12 protein-coding genes are annotated in these 18940 nt (G+C 72.1%); 5 read left to right on the top strand and 7 right to left on the bottom strand.

Annotation, left to right across the window (positions count from 1 at the left end):
- The first annotated feature begins 19 nt into the window (after positions 1 to 19).
- Positions 20 to 970, top strand: a complete 951-nt coding sequence (locus ACWD4G_RS25655; protein WP_451297216.1) for an RNA polymerase sigma factor — start codon at positions 20 to 22, stop codon at positions 968 to 970.
- Between the two features lie 117 nt (positions 971 to 1087).
- Here the strand turns inward: ACWD4G_RS25655 and sucD are convergent, their stop codons facing one another.
- From sucD to ACWD4G_RS25625, 6 genes are all read right to left on the bottom strand, one after another.
- Complete coding sequence (gene sucD, locus ACWD4G_RS25650) at positions 1088 to 1972, bottom strand: succinate--CoA ligase subunit alpha (protein WP_451297214.1); 885 nt, start codon at positions 1970 to 1972, stop codon at positions 1088 to 1090.
- Between the two features lie 21 nt (positions 1973 to 1993).
- Entirely contained in the window at positions 1994 to 3172 is a 1179-nt protein-coding gene (gene sucC, locus ACWD4G_RS25645) for an ADP-forming succinate--CoA ligase subunit beta (protein WP_451297213.1), read from the bottom strand.
- A gap of 1439 nt (positions 3173 to 4611) precedes the next feature.
- Positions 4612 to 5835 (bottom strand): hypothetical protein, encoded by a 1224-nt coding sequence (locus ACWD4G_RS25640; RefSeq protein WP_451297211.1) that lies wholly within the window; start codon positions 5833 to 5835, stop codon positions 4612 to 4614.
- 184 nt (positions 5836 to 6019) lie between these two features.
- Entirely contained in the window at positions 6020 to 7309 is a 1290-nt protein-coding gene (locus ACWD4G_RS25635; RefSeq protein ID WP_451297209.1) for a vWA domain-containing protein, read from the bottom strand.
- 160 nt (positions 7310 to 7469) lie between these two features.
- Positions 7470 to 9992, bottom strand: a complete 2523-nt coding sequence (locus ACWD4G_RS25630) for a DUF5682 family protein (RefSeq protein WP_451297207.1) — start codon at positions 9990 to 9992, stop codon at positions 7470 to 7472.
- Positions 9989 to 11257, bottom strand: a complete 1269-nt coding sequence (locus ACWD4G_RS25625; protein ID WP_451297205.1) for an ATP-binding protein — start codon at positions 11255 to 11257, stop codon at positions 9989 to 9991. The genes ACWD4G_RS25630 and ACWD4G_RS25625 overlap by 4 nt, the downstream gene beginning before the upstream one ends.
- A 133-nt stretch (positions 11258 to 11390) precedes the next feature.
- On the opposite strand from ACWD4G_RS25625, the gene ACWD4G_RS25620 reads away from it, so the two are divergent.
- Together ACWD4G_RS25620 and ACWD4G_RS25615 are read left to right on the top strand one after the other, a co-directional pair.
- Positions 11391 to 12770, top strand: coding sequence for an SWIM zinc finger family protein (locus ACWD4G_RS25620; RefSeq protein ID WP_451297203.1), 1380 nt, complete (start codon positions 11391 to 11393; stop codon positions 12768 to 12770).
- A 348-nt stretch (positions 12771 to 13118) separates the two neighbouring features.
- The gene (locus ACWD4G_RS25615) at positions 13119 to 14756 is read left to right on the top strand and encodes a DUF5691 domain-containing protein (RefSeq protein ID WP_451297201.1); all 1638 of its coding nucleotides are present in this window, start codon (positions 13119 to 13121) and stop codon (positions 14754 to 14756) included.
- 231 nt (positions 14757 to 14987) lie between these two features.
- On the opposite strand, the gene ACWD4G_RS25610 is transcribed toward ACWD4G_RS25615, so the two are convergent.
- Positions 14988 to 15401, bottom strand: coding sequence for a cobalamin B12-binding domain-containing protein (locus ACWD4G_RS25610; RefSeq protein WP_451297199.1), 414 nt, complete (start codon positions 15399 to 15401; stop codon positions 14988 to 14990).
- A gap of 574 nt (positions 15402 to 15975) precedes the next feature.
- On the opposite strand from ACWD4G_RS25610, the gene ACWD4G_RS25605 reads away from it, so the two are divergent.
- Both ACWD4G_RS25605 and ACWD4G_RS25600 read left to right on the top strand, forming a co-directional pair.
- Positions 15976 to 16836 carry an esterase/lipase family protein gene (locus ACWD4G_RS25605; RefSeq protein WP_451297197.1) on the top strand — a complete coding sequence of 287 codons (861 nt, stop codon included), beginning with the start codon at positions 15976 to 15978 and terminating at the stop codon, positions 16834 to 16836.
- Positions 16837 to 17236: 400 nt separating this feature from the next.
- Positions 17237 to 18931 carry a M23 family metallopeptidase gene (locus ACWD4G_RS25600; RefSeq protein WP_451297196.1) on the top strand — a complete coding sequence of 565 codons (1695 nt, stop codon included), beginning with the start codon at positions 17237 to 17239 and terminating at the stop codon, positions 18929 to 18931.
- Positions 18932 to 18940 lie beyond the last annotated feature (9 nt).

Genomic DNA, 18940 nt, shown 5'->3' with positions numbered 1-18940 from the left:
TGTCGCCCACTATGCACTTATGGGCTTTTTCGTGCGAAGGTCCTTCAACCGGGAGGCGGGACGGGATTCGCCCCACGAGACCCCCGAGACCCCCGAGACCCCCGAGTGGTACCAGCAGCCCCTCTGCACAGACCCCGCCCCCGACTCCGGCGGACCTCCCCCTCTCACCCCCGCCCAAGCCTTCGACGCCCTCTACGCCCACTGCGCCCCCAGCCTCGTACAGCAGGCGTATCTCCTCACCGGACGGCGGCGGCTCGCCCGTGACGCGGTGGAGCGGGCGTTCCACCTCGCCTGGCAGCGCTGGCCCGAAGTGGCGGTGGACCGTGACCCGGCCGGGTGGGTGCGGGCGGCGGCACATGATGTCGCCCTCTGCCCGTGGCGGCGGCTGCGCCCCCGTCTCCCCTCGCCGTTCGGCCGCCCGGAACCCGGCCCCGCCGACCCGACGGGCCGCGCCCTCCTCGACGTACTCCTGAAACTGCCGCCCCCGTACCGCCGCACCCTGGTCCTCTACGACGGCCTGGGCATGGATCTCCCGGAGACGGCGGCCGAGACGGAGGCGAGCACGCCTGCGGCGGCGGGCCGCCTGATGTACGCCAGGGAGACCGTCCTGACGCACCTCCCGGAGCCGCTCTCCCCCGACGCGCTGCATCGCCTCCTGGCCGAACTCCCGCTCGAAGTCCACCCCGGACCCACCACACCGGTCGTGCTCCGGGCCCGGGCCGACCTCCGCGCCCGGCGCTGGACCCACGCCGCCCTCGCCCTCACCGCCGTCCTGCTCACCACCACCGCCCTGGCCCTCCGCACGGCCCCCGGCCCCTATGAGCCCCCGGTCCCCCAGGGCACCCCCGTCCAGGGCCTTCCCCCGAAGCCGGTCCCCGGCCCTCTCTCCGCGTACGAACAAGCCCTCCGCGCCAAGCTGAGATCGGACGCGGCGGCGGGCCCCGGTCGGCTGCGTCCGGAGGCCCGCTGACCAACGGAGGCCCAGTGATCGACAACGAAGGCCCACTGATCAACAGGGACGGGCCCGTACCCACCAAGGGGTACGGGCCCGTCCGTCGACCAGGTCGACCAGGTCGACCAGGGAGATTCAGCCGCCCAGGATCTCGCGCGCCAGCTTGGCCGTCTCGGTCGGGGTCTTGCCGACCTTGACACCGGCGGCCTCAAGGGCCTCCTTCTTCGCGGCGGCCGTACCGGAGGAGCCGGAGACGATGGCGCCGGCGTGGCCCATGGTCTTGCCCTCGGGCGCGGTGAAGCCCGCGACGTAACCGACGACCGGCTTCTTCACGTTCGCCTTGATGAAGTCCGCGGCCCGCTCCTCGGCGTCGCCACCGATCTCACCGATCATCACGATCAGGTCGGTGTCGGGGTCGGCCTCGAACGCGGCGAGCGCGTCGATGTGCGTCGTACCGATGACCGGGTCGCCACCGATGCCGACGGCCGACGAGAAGCCGATGTCACGCAGCTCGTACATCATCTGGTACGTCAGCGTGCCGGACTTCGAGACGAGACCGATACGGCCCGGCTTGGTGATGTCCCCGGGGATGATGCCGGCGTTCGACTGACCGGGGGTGATCAGACCCGGGCAGTTGGGGCCGATGAGGCGGGTCTTGTTGCCCTTCTCCACGGCGTACGCGTAGAACGCGGCGGAGTCGTGGACCGCGATGCCCTCGGTGATGACGACCGCGAGGGGGATCTCGGCGTCGATCGCCTCGACGACGGCGGCCTTGGCGAAGGCCGGCGGTACGAAGAGGACGGATACGTTGGCGCCCGTCTTCTCGATCGCCTCGGCGACGGTGCCGAAGACCGGGATCTCGGTGCCGTCGACGTCGACCGTCGTGCCCGCCTTGCGGGGGTTCACGCCACCGACGATGTTCGTGCCGTCGGCCAGCATGAGCTTGGTGTGCTTCATGCCCGTGGCACCGGTCATGCCCTGGACGATGACCTTGGAGTCCTTGTTGAGGAAGATAGCCATGGCTGTGGTTTCCCTCGTCCCTTACTTGGCCGCGGCCAGCTCGGCGGCCTTGTCGGCCGCGCCGTCCATGGTGTCGACGCGCTGCACCAGGGGGTGGTTGGCGTCGGAGAGGATCTTGCGACCCAGCTCGGCGTTGTTGCCGTCGAGACGGACGACGAGGGGCTTGGTGACTTCCTCGCCCTTGTCCTTGAGCAGCTGCAGCGCCTGCACGATGCCGTTGGCGACCTCGTCGCAGGCGGTGATGCCGCCGAAGACGTTGACGAAGACGGACTTGACGTCCGGGTCGCCGAGGATGATCTCCAGGCCGTTCGCCATGACGGCGGCGGAGGCGCCACCGCCGATGTCGAGGAAGTTGGCGGGCTTGACGCCACCGTGCGCCTCACCGGCGTAGGCGACGACGTCCAGGGTGCTCATGACGAGGCCCGCGCCGTTGCCGATGATGCCGACCTCGCCGTCGAGCTTGACGTAGTTGAGGCCCTTCTCCTTGGCGGCGGCCTCCAGCGGGTTGGCCGACGCCTTGTCCTGGAGCTCCTCGTGCGAGGGCTGACGGAACTCGGCGTTCTCGTCCAGGGAGACCTTGCCGTCGAGGGCGATGACCTCACCGGAGGCGACCTTGGCCAGCGGGTTGACCTCGACGAGGAGGGCGTCCTCGGCGACGAAGGTCTTCCACAGGGTGACCAGGATGTCGGCGACCTTGTCGGCGACCTCGGCCGGGAACTTCGCGTCCGCGACGATCCGGCGGGCGACCTCGGGGGTCACACCCTCGTTGGCGTCGATCGGGGTCTTGGCGACGGCCTCGGGGCGGGTGGCCGCCACCTCCTCGATCTCCATGCCGCCCTCGACGGAGGCGATGGAGAGGAAGGTGCGGTTGGTGCGGTCGAGGAGGAAGGAGACGTAGTACTCCTCGACGATCTCCGGAGCGGTCTCGGCGATCATCACCTTGTGGACCGTGTGGCCCTTGATGTCCATGCCGAGGATGTCCGTCGCACGGGCGACGGCCTCGTCCGCGGACGCGGCCAGCTTGACACCGCCGGCCTTGCCGCGACCACCGACCTTCACCTGAGCCTTGACGACCGACTTGCCGCCCAGCCGCTCGGTGATCTCGCGCGCCGCCTCAGGCGTGTCGATGACTTCACCGGCCAGCACCGGTACACCGTGCTTGGCGAAGAGGTCCCTCGCCTGGTACTCGAACAGGTCCACGCGCTTCCGTCCCTATCAGTGATCGCGGTTCGTTGGATGCGTGGGCGTGCCGCGAAGGGCAACGTGACGTCCGCCGAGAGTCACAAGGGAGGCGCACACGGTGTCCGAGCGCGCGGCATGTCCGTCTCGCAGGTTATCGCTGCTTCCGGGGGGCCTCTAAATCGCACGTCACACCTGAGCGGTGATACCTGTCACATGATGCCGCGCTCACTGGCACGGCGTGCCGCGAAGTGCGGGACCTCACCGGACGGGGGTACGTCCGGTGAGGCCCCAGCGGGCCCTTCCCCTTACCGCAGAAGGGCCCCGGGCGGTTGATCCACTCCCCAATGGGGACCACCCGCCCACCCTCCGCCGCCTCCCCCGAACACAGCCGACGGATTTCGGCCGTCCGGGTTCAGCCCAACGAAGGGACGGTTTGTGTGCCACCACGACCAGTGGGGCGACGGTTGATTCGGCACGGGTTGGGGGTTGGGGGTTGGGGGTTGGGGGTTGGGGGTTGGGGGACTGAGGGTCCGGTCGGGCCTAGGGCCCGGTCGGATCGAAGGCTCGGGCGGGCTGAGGGCTCGGGCGGAGCTGACGGCTTCGGCGGGGCCGACGGTCCAGTGCCGGCAGTCGATCCCGGTGGGGCCGACAGTTCCGACGGGGTCGACGGTCCTGGCGGAGCCGGTAGTCCGGCCGGAGCCGGTGGCTCGCTCCGAACGACACCCCCCCCCGGGCCGACGTTGCCGTCCCGGCCGACTGGCTTGGCTGAGCCGACGGCCCAGTACGGGCAACCGGTCCAGGCAGGTCCGACGGTCCTGGCGGAGCCGGTAGTCCGGCCGGAGCCGGTGGCTCGCTCCGAACGACAGCCCCCCGGGGCCGACATTGCCGTCCCGGCCGACTGGCTCGGTTGGGCCGACGGCCCAGTTCGGGCAGCCGGTCCGGGCGGAGCCAACGGTCCGGGCGGAACTGTCCGTTCCGGTCCGGGGCGGTGCCCGGTCTGGCCGGCTTTCCGTCGACCGGACGCGCGCCCGGCAGTTGCCCGCCGGTCGGCCCGCCCTTCGCCAGTCGTCTGGCCGGTGGCTGCCTACCGATGAGCATCTGCCGGTGGGCTCCCGACCGGTCGGCTGCCGATCGGTGGACGCCAGTCGGTGGGGCACCGCTCGGTCAACTACTGGTCAGTGGGCCGCCGGTCAGATTCCCGACCGGCCGCTGCTCGACCGTCTGTCGCCCGGCGGGCCGGTGCCCGATCACCCGGTGCCCGGCCGTCGCGTCGTCCGTGTGCGGAGCCGCTCGGTCGTCGTACCGCTCGGTTGTCGGCTCGGGTCGCTGTCGTGGCCTGCTCGGCTGTCGGCGTTCCCGTCCGCCGGCCGCTTGCGGTTACGCGGAGGGGTGCCCGGCCGGCAGGCAGGGCTGTTCCGCGTCCGCGCGACTGGTCCGGCGGGGGAAGGCGGCCGGCTCTAGCCGGGGAACTCGGGGATGTCCCGGTGTCGATCCCGGGTGCCGTCCACGACGTCGGTCGTGATCGCACCGCGTACGAGGCTCAGGGGCGCCCGGTGAAGTGAGGTGACGGCGTGCGGCTCGGCGTGCCGGGGTCCGCCGTTGTCCGTGCCGGCGTGCCCGCCGAACCCGCCCGACGGAAGCTCATCGGGGCTCTGTGGCCCGGGCACCCGCCCACTCCGCGCATCCCCGCCACCGGCATCCCGGTGAACCACCGCCACGCCGACCACAGCGCCACCCCGGCCCTGCCGCCCGTACGCGACGGCTCCCGAACCCCCAGCGCCCCGCTCACCACGAACGACCTCGACGGCAGCCGACCGCTCGACCCCCGCACCACCCGGCGCCGACGGCGTCGCCTCGGCCGGAAGCGTGTCGCCGGGCACCACGGGCCACACCGGCAGCCCGGGCAGTCCCGGCAACTCAGGAAGCTCGGGCAACCCCGGCACCACGGGCCACGACGGCAGCGAAGTCACCGGCGGAATCTCCGCCGTGGCGTCGCCCAAACCCTCGGTCACCGACTCCACGACCTCACCGACAGGCTCGACGACCTGCTCGGCGATGGGCTTCACCACACCCTCGGTCACGGGTCGGACCAGGTCGTCGGTGACAGGCTGAACGAGATCCTCGGCGACCGGATCGACAAGGTCCCGCTCGACCGGCCGTACGGCACGATCCACCACCGGCGCGACCACGTCCTCGGCCACCGGCCGTACGACATGGTCCGTGACCGGCCGCCCCACAGGCCTCACCGCCCGGGCCACAGGCTGCGACACCTGGGCCACGGGCTCGGCCAGTTGGGTCACAGGCTTCGTCACCCCGGCCGCAGGTTCGGTCACCCGAGCCACAGGCTTCTTCACCGGCTCGGCGACCCGCTCCCGCACCGGAGCGGCCATCCGCTGGACCGGAACCACCGCGTCCAACGAGGGCACGTCCGCCGCGCTCGCCCGTTCCCCGAAGAGAACCCCGAGTACGAACAACCCCCCGACCAGCAGCACCACTTGCACCGCACGGCGCCCGGCGACCACCCCGCGCGGCATGCGCGGAGCGGCACCGGCGGCGGGCGGTACGGCTGCTGAGGTCAAGGCGGGGAGGTTCCTCCCGTGCGGCGGAACGACGTGATGACGGGTGAAGACGATGACGCCGTACGCGGTGAAGACGTAGTACGACCGTGAAGATGCGAACACCCGTGTGAAGGTCGTGAGGCGTTGCCGATCCTCGCACGGGACGCCCGCCGTCGCGCAAGCCCCGTGTCACCGATGCGCTGTCATGTCCGCTTTTCCACCTCCACTGTCCTGTTCTCAACTGTCATCTCCGTCATCGCCATCGTCACCGTCGTCACGGCGGCACCCACCCCAACACCCCGACCGTTCACGCGCTGTCCGGCATCGGCAACGGTCGCTTCTCGATCGCCGCCGCCATCACCTCGGGGAACAGATCGGGCGTGCAGGCGAACGCCGGCGCGCCGAGGGCCGAGAGTGCCGCCGCGTGCTCCCGGTCGTATGCGGGCGCCCCTTCGTCGGAGAGCGCGAGCAGCGTCACGAACTGCACCCCGGACGCCTTCATCGCCGCGACCCGCTTCAGCATCTCGTCGCGTATCCCACCCTCGTAGAGGTCACTGATCAGGACGACGACGGTGTCGGCGGGCCGGGTGATCTGCGACTGGCAGTACGCGAGCGCCCTGTTGATGTCGGTGCCGCCGCCGAGTTGGGTGCCGAAGAGCACGTCGACCGGGTCGTCCAGCTGGTCGGTGAGATCGACGACCGCCGTGTCGAACACGACCAGCCGCGTGCTGATGGACCGCATGGACGCCAGCACCGCCCCGAACACCGACGCGTACACGACGGACGCCGCCATCGACCCCGACTGGTCGATACAGAGCACGACTTCCTTCTTCACCGACCGCGAGGCCCGCCCGTAGCCGATCAGCCGCTCGGGCACGACCGTCCGGTACTCCGGCAGGTAGTTCTTGAGGTTGGCCGCGATCGTGCGGTTCCAGTCGATGTCGTGGTGGCGCGGCCGGTTGATACGGGCGCTGCGGTCGAGGGCGCCGGTGAGGGTGGCCCGGGTGCGGGTGGCGAGCCGCTTCTCCAGGTCCTCGACGACCTTGCGTACGACGGCCCGCGCGGTCTCCTTGGTCGTCTCCGGCATGGCCTTGTTGAGGGAGAGCAGCGTGCCGACGAGGTGGACGTCGGCCTCCACCGCCTCCAGCATCTCCGGCTCCAGCAGCAGCGCGGACAGTCCGAGCCGGTCGATGGCGTCCCGCTGCATGACCTGGACGACGGAGGAGGGGAAGTAGGTGCGGATGTCCCCGAGCCACCGGGCGACGGACGGCGCGGACGCCCCCAGCCCCGCCGAACGGTCCTTCCCCGACCGCGGCTTGTCCCCCTTCCCGTACAGCGCGGTCAACGCCTGGTCCATCGCCGCGTCCCGCCCACTCAACGCGCACCCGGTCCCGTCCGCCGCCTCACCGCCCAGCACGAGCCGCCACCGCCGCAGCCGCTCATCGTCCGCGCCCCCGTCCGCGCCCGCCCCCGACGTACGCGCCGCCCCGGCCGCCGCCGACGTACGCGCCGCCCCGGCCGCCGCCGACGTGTTCGGCGACGCCCCGGCCGCCGACGCGACTCCCGCGCCCGCCGTCTCTACCCTCCCCGCCGTCATCCGCGCACCCCCGTTCGAGGCCGGTCCCAGAGGGGGATCACCCGTACGCTCCCCATCGGCCCATCCCCGGCGGAGCGGAATCCGGCCGCATGCCCGTCCTCGGCGTCCGCCACCCCCGCCGCCAAGACCGCCTGCCTCGGTTTCGTCAGCTCTTCCGTCGTCATCCCGCTACCCCCACAAGGCCGTTCACCATGTCATTCACCAGGTCGTCGCCGTCCCCGGCCTTCCCGCGCCGCCCGTCGTCCAGGCCGAGCAGCAACCGCACCACCGGCACCACCGCGTCCGCCCGCTCGTCGTCGAGGTCGGCCGCGAACCCGGGTATGCCCGCCCCGACGGCCGCCGCGCTCCCCCGCTGCCCCGGCCCACGCCGCACAAGCTCGCCGAGCGTCCGACGCACCCCCGGCTCGTAGGCCGAGAACGTCCGCCTCAGCAACGGCAGTACGTCGGTGAACGCGTCCCCCGGCACCCCGGTCAGCCAGGTGTCCACCAGCCCGAGCAGCCGCTCGTCGTGCACCAGCAGCATTCCGCCGCCGGAGCCACCGCCGACGAACCCCTCGATCCATGCCGCCGCGTCGGCCGGTGCCGTCCCCGGCGACAGCACCAGTCCCATCAGCCGCGCCGCGTCGTCCTGCGCCAACTCCCCGTCGTCCAGCAGCAGTCGTACGGCCCGCCCCCGGACGACCCCCGGCACGGTGTCCCGCCCGGAGAGCACACGCAGCACGGAGTGCCAACGGCCCCGGATGCCGTCGCCCGACGCGCCGTCGCCGTCCCGCCTGGCCGACTCCTCCGGTCGTCCCTCGCCCGAAGGGCCGATCCGGTCCGTCGCCGCGGCTTCGCCCAGCAGCCCCACCGCCCCGTGCACCGCCTCCACATGGCGGCGCATCTCCTGTGCGGCCTCCGCGTCGAGGGCGGCGCACGCCGGTGGGAGCCCTACGAAGATCCGCTCGGCGAGGCCCGCGGCCACCCCGGCGAGCGCCCGCGTGTCGGTGGCGCGGACGTCGCCGTAGCGGAGGGAGCGGACCAGGGCCGGGAGGGCCTGGGCGAGGTGGCCGACGTCGGCGTCGAGGGCGGCGCGGTCGGCGAGGACCCGCATCACCACCGGCAGGGCGTCCGGCAGTTCGGCGAGGAGGCAGTGCTCGGCGAGGCCGGTGATGTCGGCGAGCGACGGGGCGGAGAGGGCGTCGGCCTCGGCCTTGGCGGTCGCCGCGGCAAGCACCGTGGTCCCCCACACCCCCGCCTCGGCGACCCGCACCGTCAGCTCCGGCTCCCAGCGCAGCCGCCAGGTCTCCCGAAACGTCCCCGTACTGCCGCGCGAGGCGGTCGGCTCGCCCCATGCGACGCCGAGCAGCCTCAGCCGGTGCAGAAGGCGGCTGCGCCCGGCGTCGTTCTCCTTGCGCAGGTCGAGTTCCAACTCCCGCTCCAGCGCCTCCGGTTTGAGCCGCAGCCGCCGCTGTGTCCGCGCCAGGTCCCGCTGCAGCGGGACCGCCGGTGCCGCCTCGGGTACCTCCCCCAGCACATCGCCGACCACCAGCCGGTCGCGCACCAGCGACAGCGGCACGTCCGAGCCGTCGCACATCACCGCCCGTACGGCGTCGGTGGTCTCGGTGAGGCCGGGCAGAGGGCGTCCGCGCATCGCGGCCAGTGTCTCGGCGAGCCGTACCGCCTCGATGACATGCGCGGAGGACACGATCCGGTCCTCCTCGCGCAGCAGCCCGGCCACCTTGGTCAGCCACCGCTCGACGGGACGGTCCGGTGCGCTGAACAGATGCCCGTACCAGCCCGGCGAGTCGATGCCCGCGCCATAGCCGCCTGCCCGCGCGAGCCTGCGATGGGTCCACGGCACCCAGGTCATGTCGGCCTTGACCTTGGGCAGCCCCTTCAGCAGCGCCCGGTCGGCCGCCACGGCCCGCCTCTCCCTGAGCGCGGGCACATGCCAGGCCCCGCACACCACGGCCACCGCGTCGTCCCCGAACTCCTTCCGCGCGGCCCGCAGTCGCAACCGCATATAGGCCTCACGCACCGCGTCCCGGTCACGGCCGCCGTCGCCGTACACCTCCCGCAGCGCCCCCATCGCCTCCTCCAGCACGACGAACGGCGCGAAGACGTCCCCGCCGATCCCTCGGTGCTCGACGACGTCCTCCCACCACCGCTCGGGATCGTCATAACCGGCGGCTTCGGCGAGGGCGGCCAAGGGGTCGACACGGACCGCCTCGCCGGCGGCCTCCGGGGGGACCTCCTCTCCGGCCGCCTCCCCCTCGATCTCACCCCCGTTCCCGTCCTGGGTGCCGTCCCCGTCCTCCCTCTCGGCGGTCGCCGACTCCTCCTTCCCCCAGGCCAGGGTGTGGGTGGCCGGCAGATCGATGAAGCGGGCCGGGACCCCCTGCTCCAGGGCCCAGCGGATGGCGACCCACTCCGGGGAGAACTCGGCGAGCGGCCAGAACGCCGAGCGGCCCGGCTCGTCGACGGCGTGGGCGAGGAGGGCGACCGGGGGCCGCATGTCCTCGTCACCGGCGAGCGGAATCAAGGCGTCCGCCTCCGGTGGCCCCTCGATCAACACCACCCGGGGCCGAGCCGCCTCCAACGCGGCCCGCACCGCCCGAGCCGACCCGGGCCCGTGATGCCGCACCCCGAGCAGCAAGGGTCCACGTCCACCCGGACGGTCCTCTTCCGTACGCCCGCTCATACGCTCACCTCACGGCAGGCTCGGTAGAAGTCGGTCCAGCCGTCGCGTTCGCGGGCGACCGTCTCCAGGTACTCCTGCCAGATGACCCGGTCGGCGGCGGGGTCGCGGACGACGGCGCCGAGGATGCCGGCGGCGACATCGGAGGGGCGCAGAACGCCGTCGCCGAAGTGGGCGGCCAGGGCGAGGCCGTTGGTGACGACGGAGATGGCTTCGGCGGTCGACAGCGTGCCGCTGGGCGACTTCAGCTTCGTACGGCCGTCCGTGGTGACCCCGTCGCGCAGTTCTCTGAAGACGGTGACGACGCGGCGGATCTCGTCGATGCCGTCGGGCGCGGCCGGCAGATCGAGGGAGCGGCCGATCTGGTCGACGCGGCGCGAGACGATGTCGACCTCGGCTTCGGCGCTCTCCGGCAGCGGCAGCACCACCGTGTTGAAACGGCGCCGCAGGGCGCTCGACAGGTCGTTGACCCCGCGGTCGCGGTCGTTGGCCGTGGCGATCAGGTTGAACCCGCGGACGGCCTGCGCTTCCTGGCCCAGCTCCGGGATCGGCAGCGTCTTCTCGGACAGGATCGTGATCAGTGTGTCCTGGACGTCGGCCGGGATGCGCGTCAGCTCCTCGACGCGGGCCGTCATGCCCTCTGCCATGGCCCGCATGACGGGGCTGGGCACGAGGGCGTCACGGCTCGGGCCGTGGGCCAGGAGCCGCGCGTAGTTCCACCCGTAGCGGATCGCCTCCTCGGGCGTGCCCGCCGTGCCCTGCACGAGCAGCGTCGAGTCGCCGCTGACGGCCGCCGCGAGATGCTCGGACACCCAGGTCTTGGCGGTGCCGGGGACACCGAGCAGAAGCAGGGCGCGATCGGTGGCGAGGGTGGTGACGGCGACCTCGATAATGCGTCGCGGCCCCACGTACTTGGGTGTGATGATGGTGCCGTCGGGCAGCGAGCCGCCGAGAAGATAGGTGGCCACGGCCCACGGTGACAGTTTCCAACGGGTCGGGCGGGGCCGGTCGTCCTGTGCGGCCAGCGCGGCGAGTTCGGCCGCGAAGGCATCCTCGGCGTGCGGCCGCAGCAACTCACCGCCGACCGATGCCTCGGGCTCATCAACCACGTCCGTCGCTTCCTTCCCTTCGGCCTCTTCGACTTCGCATCGCTCCGACTCCTCGTATGCGTCCGGGCGTGCGCTCCCGGGTGTGCGTGTGTGCGCGTTCGCGGGCGCGGACTCGTTGTGGCTCGGGTCGGCGGTGGTCGTTCCAACGGATGCGGGCATGGCTGAGTCCCCCTCCAGCTCGGCCGGTTCGGATCTGGTCACCAGACTGCACCAAGCCACTGACAATCCGGCCTGACCTGCGGAAATAGGCTGGCGAAGGCCGATTGTCAGTGGTGGGATCTACCTTCGGAACATGACTCAGCAGGGGGTGCGCTGGACGGCTGAGCAGGTGCTGGCACTGGCGCCTGACGCAGCGTCGCGCAAAGCCGGAAGCAAACTCGCCACGGCCGGACCATGGTCCGAGGCGGGTACTTCGAACGAGGGGACGGTGTGGGGACTATGCAGGGGCAGTGGAAGCAAGCCGTATCAAACGATCGTCGACGTAGCGGACTCCGCCGGGCCCGCGTACAAGTGCAGTTGTCCGAGTCGCAAGTTCCCGTGCAAGCATGCGCTGGGGCTGCTGCTTCTGTGGGCGGGGGACGAAGGCGCCGTGTCACCTGGGCAGGCGCCGGACTGGGCGGAGCAGTGGTTGTCCGGCCGCCGCGCGCGAGCGGCGGAGAGGACGACGAGGACGGGCGCGGCATCTGGGGCCACGTCCGCTGATCCGGAGGCCGCGCGCCGACGGGCCGAGCGTCGCGCCGAGCGGATCACCGCCGGCGCGACCGAGCTCGAACAGCGTCTGACCGATCTGCTCCGCGGTGGCCTGGCCGCCGCGGAGCAGGCGGGATACGGGCTGTGGGAGGAGACCGCGGCCCGTATGGTCGACGCCCAGGCTCCCGGACTCGCGGCGCGGGTGCGGGAGTTGGGCGCCCTTCCGGGTTCGGGGCCGGGCTGGCCGGTGCGGCTGCTGGAGGAGTGCGCGCTCCTCCATCTCCTCGACCAGGGCTGGCTCCACCGGGACCGGCTCCCCGAGGGCCTCGCGGCCACGGTCCGCTCCCGGGTCGGCCTGCCCGCCTCCCCGGAGGGCCCACCGGTCCGCGACCGCTGGCTCACCCTCGCCCAGTACGACACCTCCGACTCCCGCCTCACCACCCGCCGCATCTGGCTCCACGGCGCCGAGTCCGGCCGTACGGCACTGCTCCTCTCCTACGGAGCCGCCGGCCGCGCACCCGAGCTGTCACTGCCGGTCGGACTGGCGTTCGAGGCGGAGCTGTCCGCCTATCCGGGGGCGGGGCAACTGCGGGCCGCCCTGGGCGAGCGCTTCACCGCGCCCGAGCCGTCCGGCATACGCCCACCAGGGGTGACCCCGGCCGAGGCCGCGGCCCGCTACGGCGAGGCCCTGCGGGACGACCCCTGGCTGGACTCATACCCCGTCACGCTCACCCGCGTCATCCCGGCCCCGGACGGCGCCGCCTGGCAACTGTCCGACGCCGACAGCGCCCTGGCCCTCCCTGTCGCGCCCTCCGCCCACTCCCGCCCCGGCCTCTGGCGCCTCGCCGCCCTCTCCGGCGGCACCCCGGTGACGGTCTTCGGCGAATGCGGCCACCGGGGCTTCACCCCTCTCACGGCATGGGCCGAAGCGGAGCCGGGCGCTCAGGCACCGACGGCGGGGCAGGCGGTGGCGCTGTGCTGAGAACGCCCGGCGCACCGGGCAGGGTCCAAACAAGGTCGAGCGAGGTCCGTTGCAGTTCGGCAGCGCCCCATAGGGGCGCGGGGCTGTATCGATGTGCGGCTCCGCCGCGATGGGGGTCCCCCCGCGCTGGGGGTACCTCCCAGGCCCTTAAGGCACTGGGGGAGAAGCCGAGCGTGGGGGAGCGACCAGCCACAGCGAAGCCGCAGACGATCGACGACCATCGCGCCCCCGCGGCGGAGCCGCGTCTCGGCACAGTCAGCGGAGCGCTCGGCCCGCGGCGGATCGGACAAGGCGCTCACACGGCTTCGGCGACCTGTTCACCCGGACGTCCACACGGAAGGAACGCTGATGACAACCACCTCAGCCGCTTCGGCGGGACCTGGGCTCTCCTGGGAGGACCTGGTGACGACGGCTCTGCTCGGGACAGACCGGCGTACGCCCCCGGGGACCGGGTCCGGACGGGAGGCGCCGGTGGCGTTGCTGGACGCGGCGGCCGTGGAGACCGTACGGCGGAGGGCGGGGATACGACCCGTACAGGCGGCGGCGCGGCCCGAGCCGGCGCCGGCGGACGTACGGCCTCCGCTCCCGCCCGCCGCGGCGCACAGGCTCGCGACGCTGCTGGCCGACCGGCCCGGCGCGGGTGGGGGCCGCCGGGGTGCGGCGCCCGATCTGGTGGAGTTGCTGCCCCAGTGGCTCGCCCTGGCCAACGCGTACGGCTACGCGGCGCCGCCGGAGACATTGCCGGCGCTGCTCGACGCGGCACGTGGCCGTACCGATCTACGGCCCGCCGCCCTCGCCTTCGCGGGCACACGGGCGTTGTGGCTGGCCCGGCTGAACCCGGACTGGCGCTTCGCGCTGCGCGCCGCGCCCGGCAGTGGCGAGGCGCTGCCGGGCGCGGACGAGCCGGAGCGGGTCCGACGGCTCTGGCAGGAGGGTCTGTTCGCGGAGCGGGTGGCGCTGCTCACGGCGTTGCGGACCCAGGAGCCGTCCAGCGCACGCGAGTTGCTGGCCTCGACCTGGGCGACGGAACGGGCCGAGGACCGGCTGATGTTCCTCGACACGTTGCGGACGGGGCTGGGGGCGCAGGACGAGGCGTTCCTGGAGGGGGCGTTGGCCGACCGCAGTCGTAATGTACGGGCCACGGCGGCGGAGTTGCTGTCCGCGCTGCCCACCTCGGCGCTGGCCGGGCGGATGGCCGAGCGGGCGACCGCGTGTGTCGCCATCGACCGTACGGGCGACACACCCACGCTCGTCGTCGAGGCGCCGCACGAGTGCGACCCCGGCATGGAACGTGACGGGGTGCAGCCGAAGGCTCCCGCCGGGCGGGGTGAACGGTCGTGGTGGCTGGGCCAGTTGGTGGAGGCGGCACCGCTCGGGGCGTGGTCGCCGCGGTTCGGGGGGCGTACGCCGGAGGAGATCGTGGCGCTGCCGGTCGCCGACGACTGGCAGGCGGAGCTGCATGGCGCGTGGTGCCGGGCGGCGGCGCGTCAGCGGGACGCCGGGTGGGCGCGGGCGCTGCTGGGGTCGCCCTCCATGCCGGAGGCCGGGGGGCCGGGGGCGGTCTCGTTGGCCGAGCGGGCCAAGTTGTTGGCGACGCTCGGGGGCGAGGAGCGGGCCGAGTGGGTGGCCGGGTTCATCGGCACGCATGGGCTGTCGGAGGCGTTCCAGTTGTTGGGGGTGTGTGCGGTGCCGTGGGCCGCGCCGTTGGGGCGTGCGGTCGTGGACGCACTGGACATCGCGCGGGACGCGGGGAGTTATCCGTGGAGTTTCAGTGGGGTGATGGGGCTGGCGGAGCGGTGCCTCGATCCGGGGGAGGTGGGGCGGCTGGAGCCGCTTGCGGCGGTCGCGGAGGACCGCGAGGACGCGGTGCCGGGGGCCGCCGGGTACTGGGCCGAGGCGTTTCAGCGGTTGGGGACGACGTTGCGGTTGCGGGCGGCTATGCGGGCCGAGCTTGGCCCTCCGGGGGGTGCGGAGTGCGCCCAATAGCTCGGGGGGACCAGGTTGTTCGGCGGGTGCGGGTTGTTTGTGGCTGGTCGGCCAGTTCCCCGCGCCCCTGAAAAAGCGGGCTGCGCCCGCTTTTTCAGGGCGCGCAGGCCCCGTATCAGGCCGCAGGCCTGCAAAGGGGCGCGGGGCTCTGACATCAGCGGCTCCGCCGCAGGGCGCGACCAGCCCCCACCCAGCCTCAGCCGAACGAACCGCCCCAACAACACCCCCCGGCTACGCCCCCGCGTGGCCCGCATTCGCCTCAACCCACGTCACGATCGACGCCGTAGTCGCCCCCGGAGTGAAGATCTCGGCCACGCCCTTCTCCTTGAGGGCCGGGATATCGGCCTCGGGGATGATGCCGCCGCCGAAGACGAGGATGTCCTCGGCGTCCCGCTCCTTGAGGAGGTCGATGACGGCGGCGAAGAGCGTGTTGTGGGCGCCGGAGAGGATGGAGAGGCCGATGGCGTCGGCGTCCTCCTGGATCGCGGTGTCGACGATCTGCTCCGGTGTCTGGTGGAGGCCGGTGTAGATGACCTCCATACCGGCGTCGCGCAGGGCCCGCGCGATCACCTTGGCCCCGCGATCGTGACCGTCGAGCCCCGGCTTGGCCACGACCACGCGAATCGGACCGGCTGGCACACCCATCACTGCCTCCATGAGACGACTCCACCCGATCCGTAACCGGAATCCGCAGCCCCGTAACAGGGCACAGCCACACACAGAGTGCGAATCGAGGAGATCCGCTCACGCCCTCGCCGCCACACACGTCCGCCGCGGTGGGCGCGTCCACACGCGGGCGACTTCATGGAACAAGCCCTCACATCACCCACCCCCGAGAAGTGAACGAACGTTATCCACAGCATCCCGCAACCGGCGGTTTCGCGGGCGATGCCGAGGGGGAAATCACACGGTGGGACACGTTCGCCGCGCTCTGTTCCCGGTCTCCGCGGCTCACGCGTCACGGGGATCGAGGTGATCCCGGCATCCGCGCCGGGCGTCCGAACCTCCGTGGTGCGCGCCGGGGGGCGGGTGCGGGCGCAAAGGAGAGCCGCCGAGAGGACGCCGCACCACGCACCCGCACGCGCACCCGTACCACGTACGACGCACCACTACGGAACGTGCAGCGCGCACCCGCCATCCGTCGCCCGCCATCGGTCGGTTCTCCATGAGGGCACACGGGGGGGGGAGCCGGCCGCCCGTTGCCGACGGGAGGTCGGGGATGAAGGTCATCGGGGCGATAGCGCCTCTTCGTCCGCTCTGTGAGCGGTTGCTGCCGATCAGGTCGGCGGGGCTCTCCGTGGCCCTCGCCAAGGCGACCGTCCTGGAGTTGGCGATCCTCGCGGGGCATCTGCTGCTCTATCCGTCCGGAATCATCCAGGAACGCCGGACCACTCCCGCGCCTCCCCCGTCCGACGCGCCGCGCCTGCCGACCGAGGGCAGGCCGCCGGTCGTCCTCCTCCACGGCTTCATCGACAACCGTTCCGTGTTCGTCCTGCTGCGCCGCGCCCTCGACCGGGACGGCGGCCGGCACATCGAGTCGCTCAACTACTCCCCCCTCACCTGCGACATCCGCACCGCCGCCGAGCTGCTCGGACGGCACATCGAGGACATCTGCGAGCGCACGGGGCAGCAGCGGGTGGACATCGTCGGGCACAGCCTCGGCGGACTGATAGCGCGGTACTACGTACAGCGACTCGGCGGCGACCACCGCGTCCGTACTCTCGTCACGCTCGGCACCCCGCACAGCGGCACCCGGGCGGTGCCCCTCGCGAACGCGCACCCGATAGTCCGCCAGATGCGTCCGGGCTCGGAGGTCCTGGAGGAACTGAACGCACCGGCGCCAGGGTGCGGTACCCGTTTCGTGGCGTTCTGGAGCGACTTCGACCAGGTGATGGACCCGGTGGAGACCGCCCGTGTCGACCACCCGGATCTGGTGGTGCGGAATGTGCAGGTCACCGGCATCGGCCATCTTGCCCTGCCCGTGCACCCGACGGTCGCCGCCGAGATCCGCGAGGTCCTCGACACGGCCGACGCGGACGCCCGCCCCACCACCCGGCGCGGCGGTCTGACGGTGGCGTGACCGCACCGCGACTCCCCGACAGCCCCACCAACCCCCGACACTGGCCTGAAGTCGCTTGAACTTGACCTAAACCCGGCGCAACCCTGTGCGCCCCCCTCACGCGTCCGAGCCGCGACACCCCTCTCGACAGCTCCCGCGCGCCCCACCCCGGGCCCGCCGCCACGTCGAGAAACGCCCCGACCCCGGCAACTCGGCCACCCCACGGCCCTCAAAAGGCCGTCCAACATCGAACAACTTTCGAACACAAAGCCAAAGTCGTACCCGCGGGCCGCCGAAAGACGCTCGAATGCCCGTTTCCTGTGGCCGCGAAACCCGTTGAAGATTGTCGCGCCCGCATACCGCCGGGTACAGTCACCGCACTGCTCTGCCAGCCCCTGTCGTCGAGGCGAAAGAGAAGTTGGTGAACGATCGTCACCCGTCGGGGACCGCAACTTCCCCGGCTCCGGCTTCCGAAGCCGATCCGGCGCACTTCGCGTCGTACGGCCAGGAGGGAGCCACCTTCGGCGACTTCACCACGTACGGCGACTACACCGCCAATGGTTTTGAGTCCGGTTTCGACTCCGGTACGGGCGCGCACACGACCGCCACCGGCACCTTCGACACCGACCCTCTCTTCGGCGACATGCCGGGCAACGGCGACGGCACGGCCGGCACGGGTTCCTACGACGCCTCGCAGTGGTCGACGGGCAGCCATCAGACGCTGAACTACGACCCGTACGCCGCGCAGCACCAGGCCGCGTACGACTCGGGCAGCTATGACGCGACCGCCTGGTCGGCCGGTTACGAGAACCTCGCCCAGATCCCGACGCAGTCCACGGACCCCGACACCAGTGGCTGGGGGTCCCCCCTCTGGGGGAGGGACGCGAGCGGCTGGCTCCAGGCGGAACAGCTCGACCGGTCGGGCCAGTTGGACTCGGACCAGACCCAGCAGTGGGTCGGCATCCAGCACTTCGCGACGGGCGTGTTCGACGCCACCCAGTGGAACAGCGACGGCGCGTCCACCACCGGCGACGAGCACGGCGGCGACACCTCCGAGTCGTACGACCAAGGCGACGCCGCGCCCCACCCGTACGACCAGACCGGCGGCGCTCCCGACTCGTACGAGCACGGTGGCAGTGCACCGGAGTCGCAGGACGCCCATGAGCATCCCTCGGCCGAGGCCGTGGAGTTCGCCCAGCAGGCGACGGCGACCTTCGAAACACTCACCCCCTTCGACCGGGGCCAGGATCAGCCCCTCGCCTCGGACGGTGAGTTCGAGGCCGACGGTGTGAACCGTGAGGGTCTCGCCGGCGAGGAGGAGGCCGCCGCGGCGGCCCCCCGCAGCGCGAGCCCCGGTCGGGCGGCGGCCCGCGCGGCCTCGCGGTCGCGTCGTCGTGCTCCGGCCAAACGTTCCGCCCTGCTGACTGTGGCGGTTCCGTCGGCCTGCGTCATGGGGGTCGCGGGGATCGCGGCGGCTTCCGTCGGCGTCGGCGGGGACGACACGGAGACGACCGCGGCGACCAAGTCGGACGCCACCGCCGTACAGCCGTCCACCGCCAACAACCAGCTCGACACCCAGCTCGAAAGCCTCTCCGCCGAGGCGGACGACTTCGCTGACCGGGCGAGCCGCACACAGGAGCGGATCGACCTCAAGGCGCAGCAGGAGCTGGAGCAGAAGAAGGCGGCGGCCGAGGCGGCCCGCAAGGAGCGACTGCGGCCGAAGTTCGCGCTGCCGGTCTCGCAGCACGGGCTCAGCGCGTACTACGGGCAGTCCGGGGTCAACTGGATGTCCCTGCACACCGGTATCGACTTCCCCGTCTCATACGGCACGTCCGTGATGGCCGCGACCGACGGCACCGTGCGGACACAGTGGAACCCGGCCTACGGCAACATGGTCATCGTGACCGCCAAGGACGGCACCGAGACCTGGTACTGCCACCTCTCCACGTACAAGGTCGCCTCCGGTACGACCGTCAAGGCCGGCGACGTCATCGCCTACTCGGGCAACTCGGGCAACTCGACCGGGCCGCACCTGCACTTCGAGGTCCACCCCGCGGGGGGCTCCGCCATAGACCCGCTTCCGTGGCTGCGCAGCCATGGGTTGGACCCGACGTAGGTCATTGGG

Source organism: Streptomyces sp. NPDC002643 (genome assembly GCF_053592555.1).
The sequence above is the reverse complement of the archived record's forward strand: the minus strand, read 5'-3'. Positions and strand labels throughout refer to the sequence as shown.

What these genes read in the sequence shown, in the direction of transcription:
- ACWD4G_RS25630 (WP_451297207.1), bottom strand. Translation starts at nt 9,992, where the DNA reads ATGAGCGGGCGTACGGAAGAGGACCGTCCGGGTGGACGTGGACCCTTG.
- ACWD4G_RS25615 (WP_451297201.1), top strand. Translation starts at nt 13,119, where the DNA reads ATGACAACCACCTCAGCCGCTTCGGCGGGACCTGGGCTCTCCTGGGAG.
- ACWD4G_RS25655 (WP_451297216.1), top strand. Translation starts at nt 20, where the DNA reads ATGGGCTTTTTCGTGCGAAGGTCCTTCAACCGGGAGGCGGGACGGGAT.
- ACWD4G_RS25635 (WP_451297209.1), bottom strand. Translation starts at nt 7,309, where the DNA reads ATGACGGCGGGGAGGGTAGAGACGGCGGGCGCGGGAGTCGCGTCGGCG.
- ACWD4G_RS25620 (WP_451297203.1), top strand. Translation starts at nt 11,391, where the DNA reads ATGACTCAGCAGGGGGTGCGCTGGACGGCTGAGCAGGTGCTGGCACTG.
- ACWD4G_RS25610 (WP_451297199.1), bottom strand. Translation starts at nt 15,401, where the DNA reads ATGGGTGTGCCAGCCGGTCCGATTCGCGTGGTCGTGGCCAAGCCGGGG.
- sucD (WP_451297214.1), bottom strand. Translation starts at nt 1,972, where the DNA reads ATGGCTATCTTCCTCAACAAGGACTCCAAGGTCATCGTCCAGGGCATG.
- ACWD4G_RS25605 (WP_451297197.1), top strand. Translation starts at nt 15,976, where the DNA reads ATGAAGGTCATCGGGGCGATAGCGCCTCTTCGTCCGCTCTGTGAGCGG.
- ACWD4G_RS25625 (WP_451297205.1), bottom strand. Translation starts at nt 11,257, where the DNA reads ATGCCCGCATCCGTTGGAACGACCACCGCCGACCCGAGCCACAACGAG.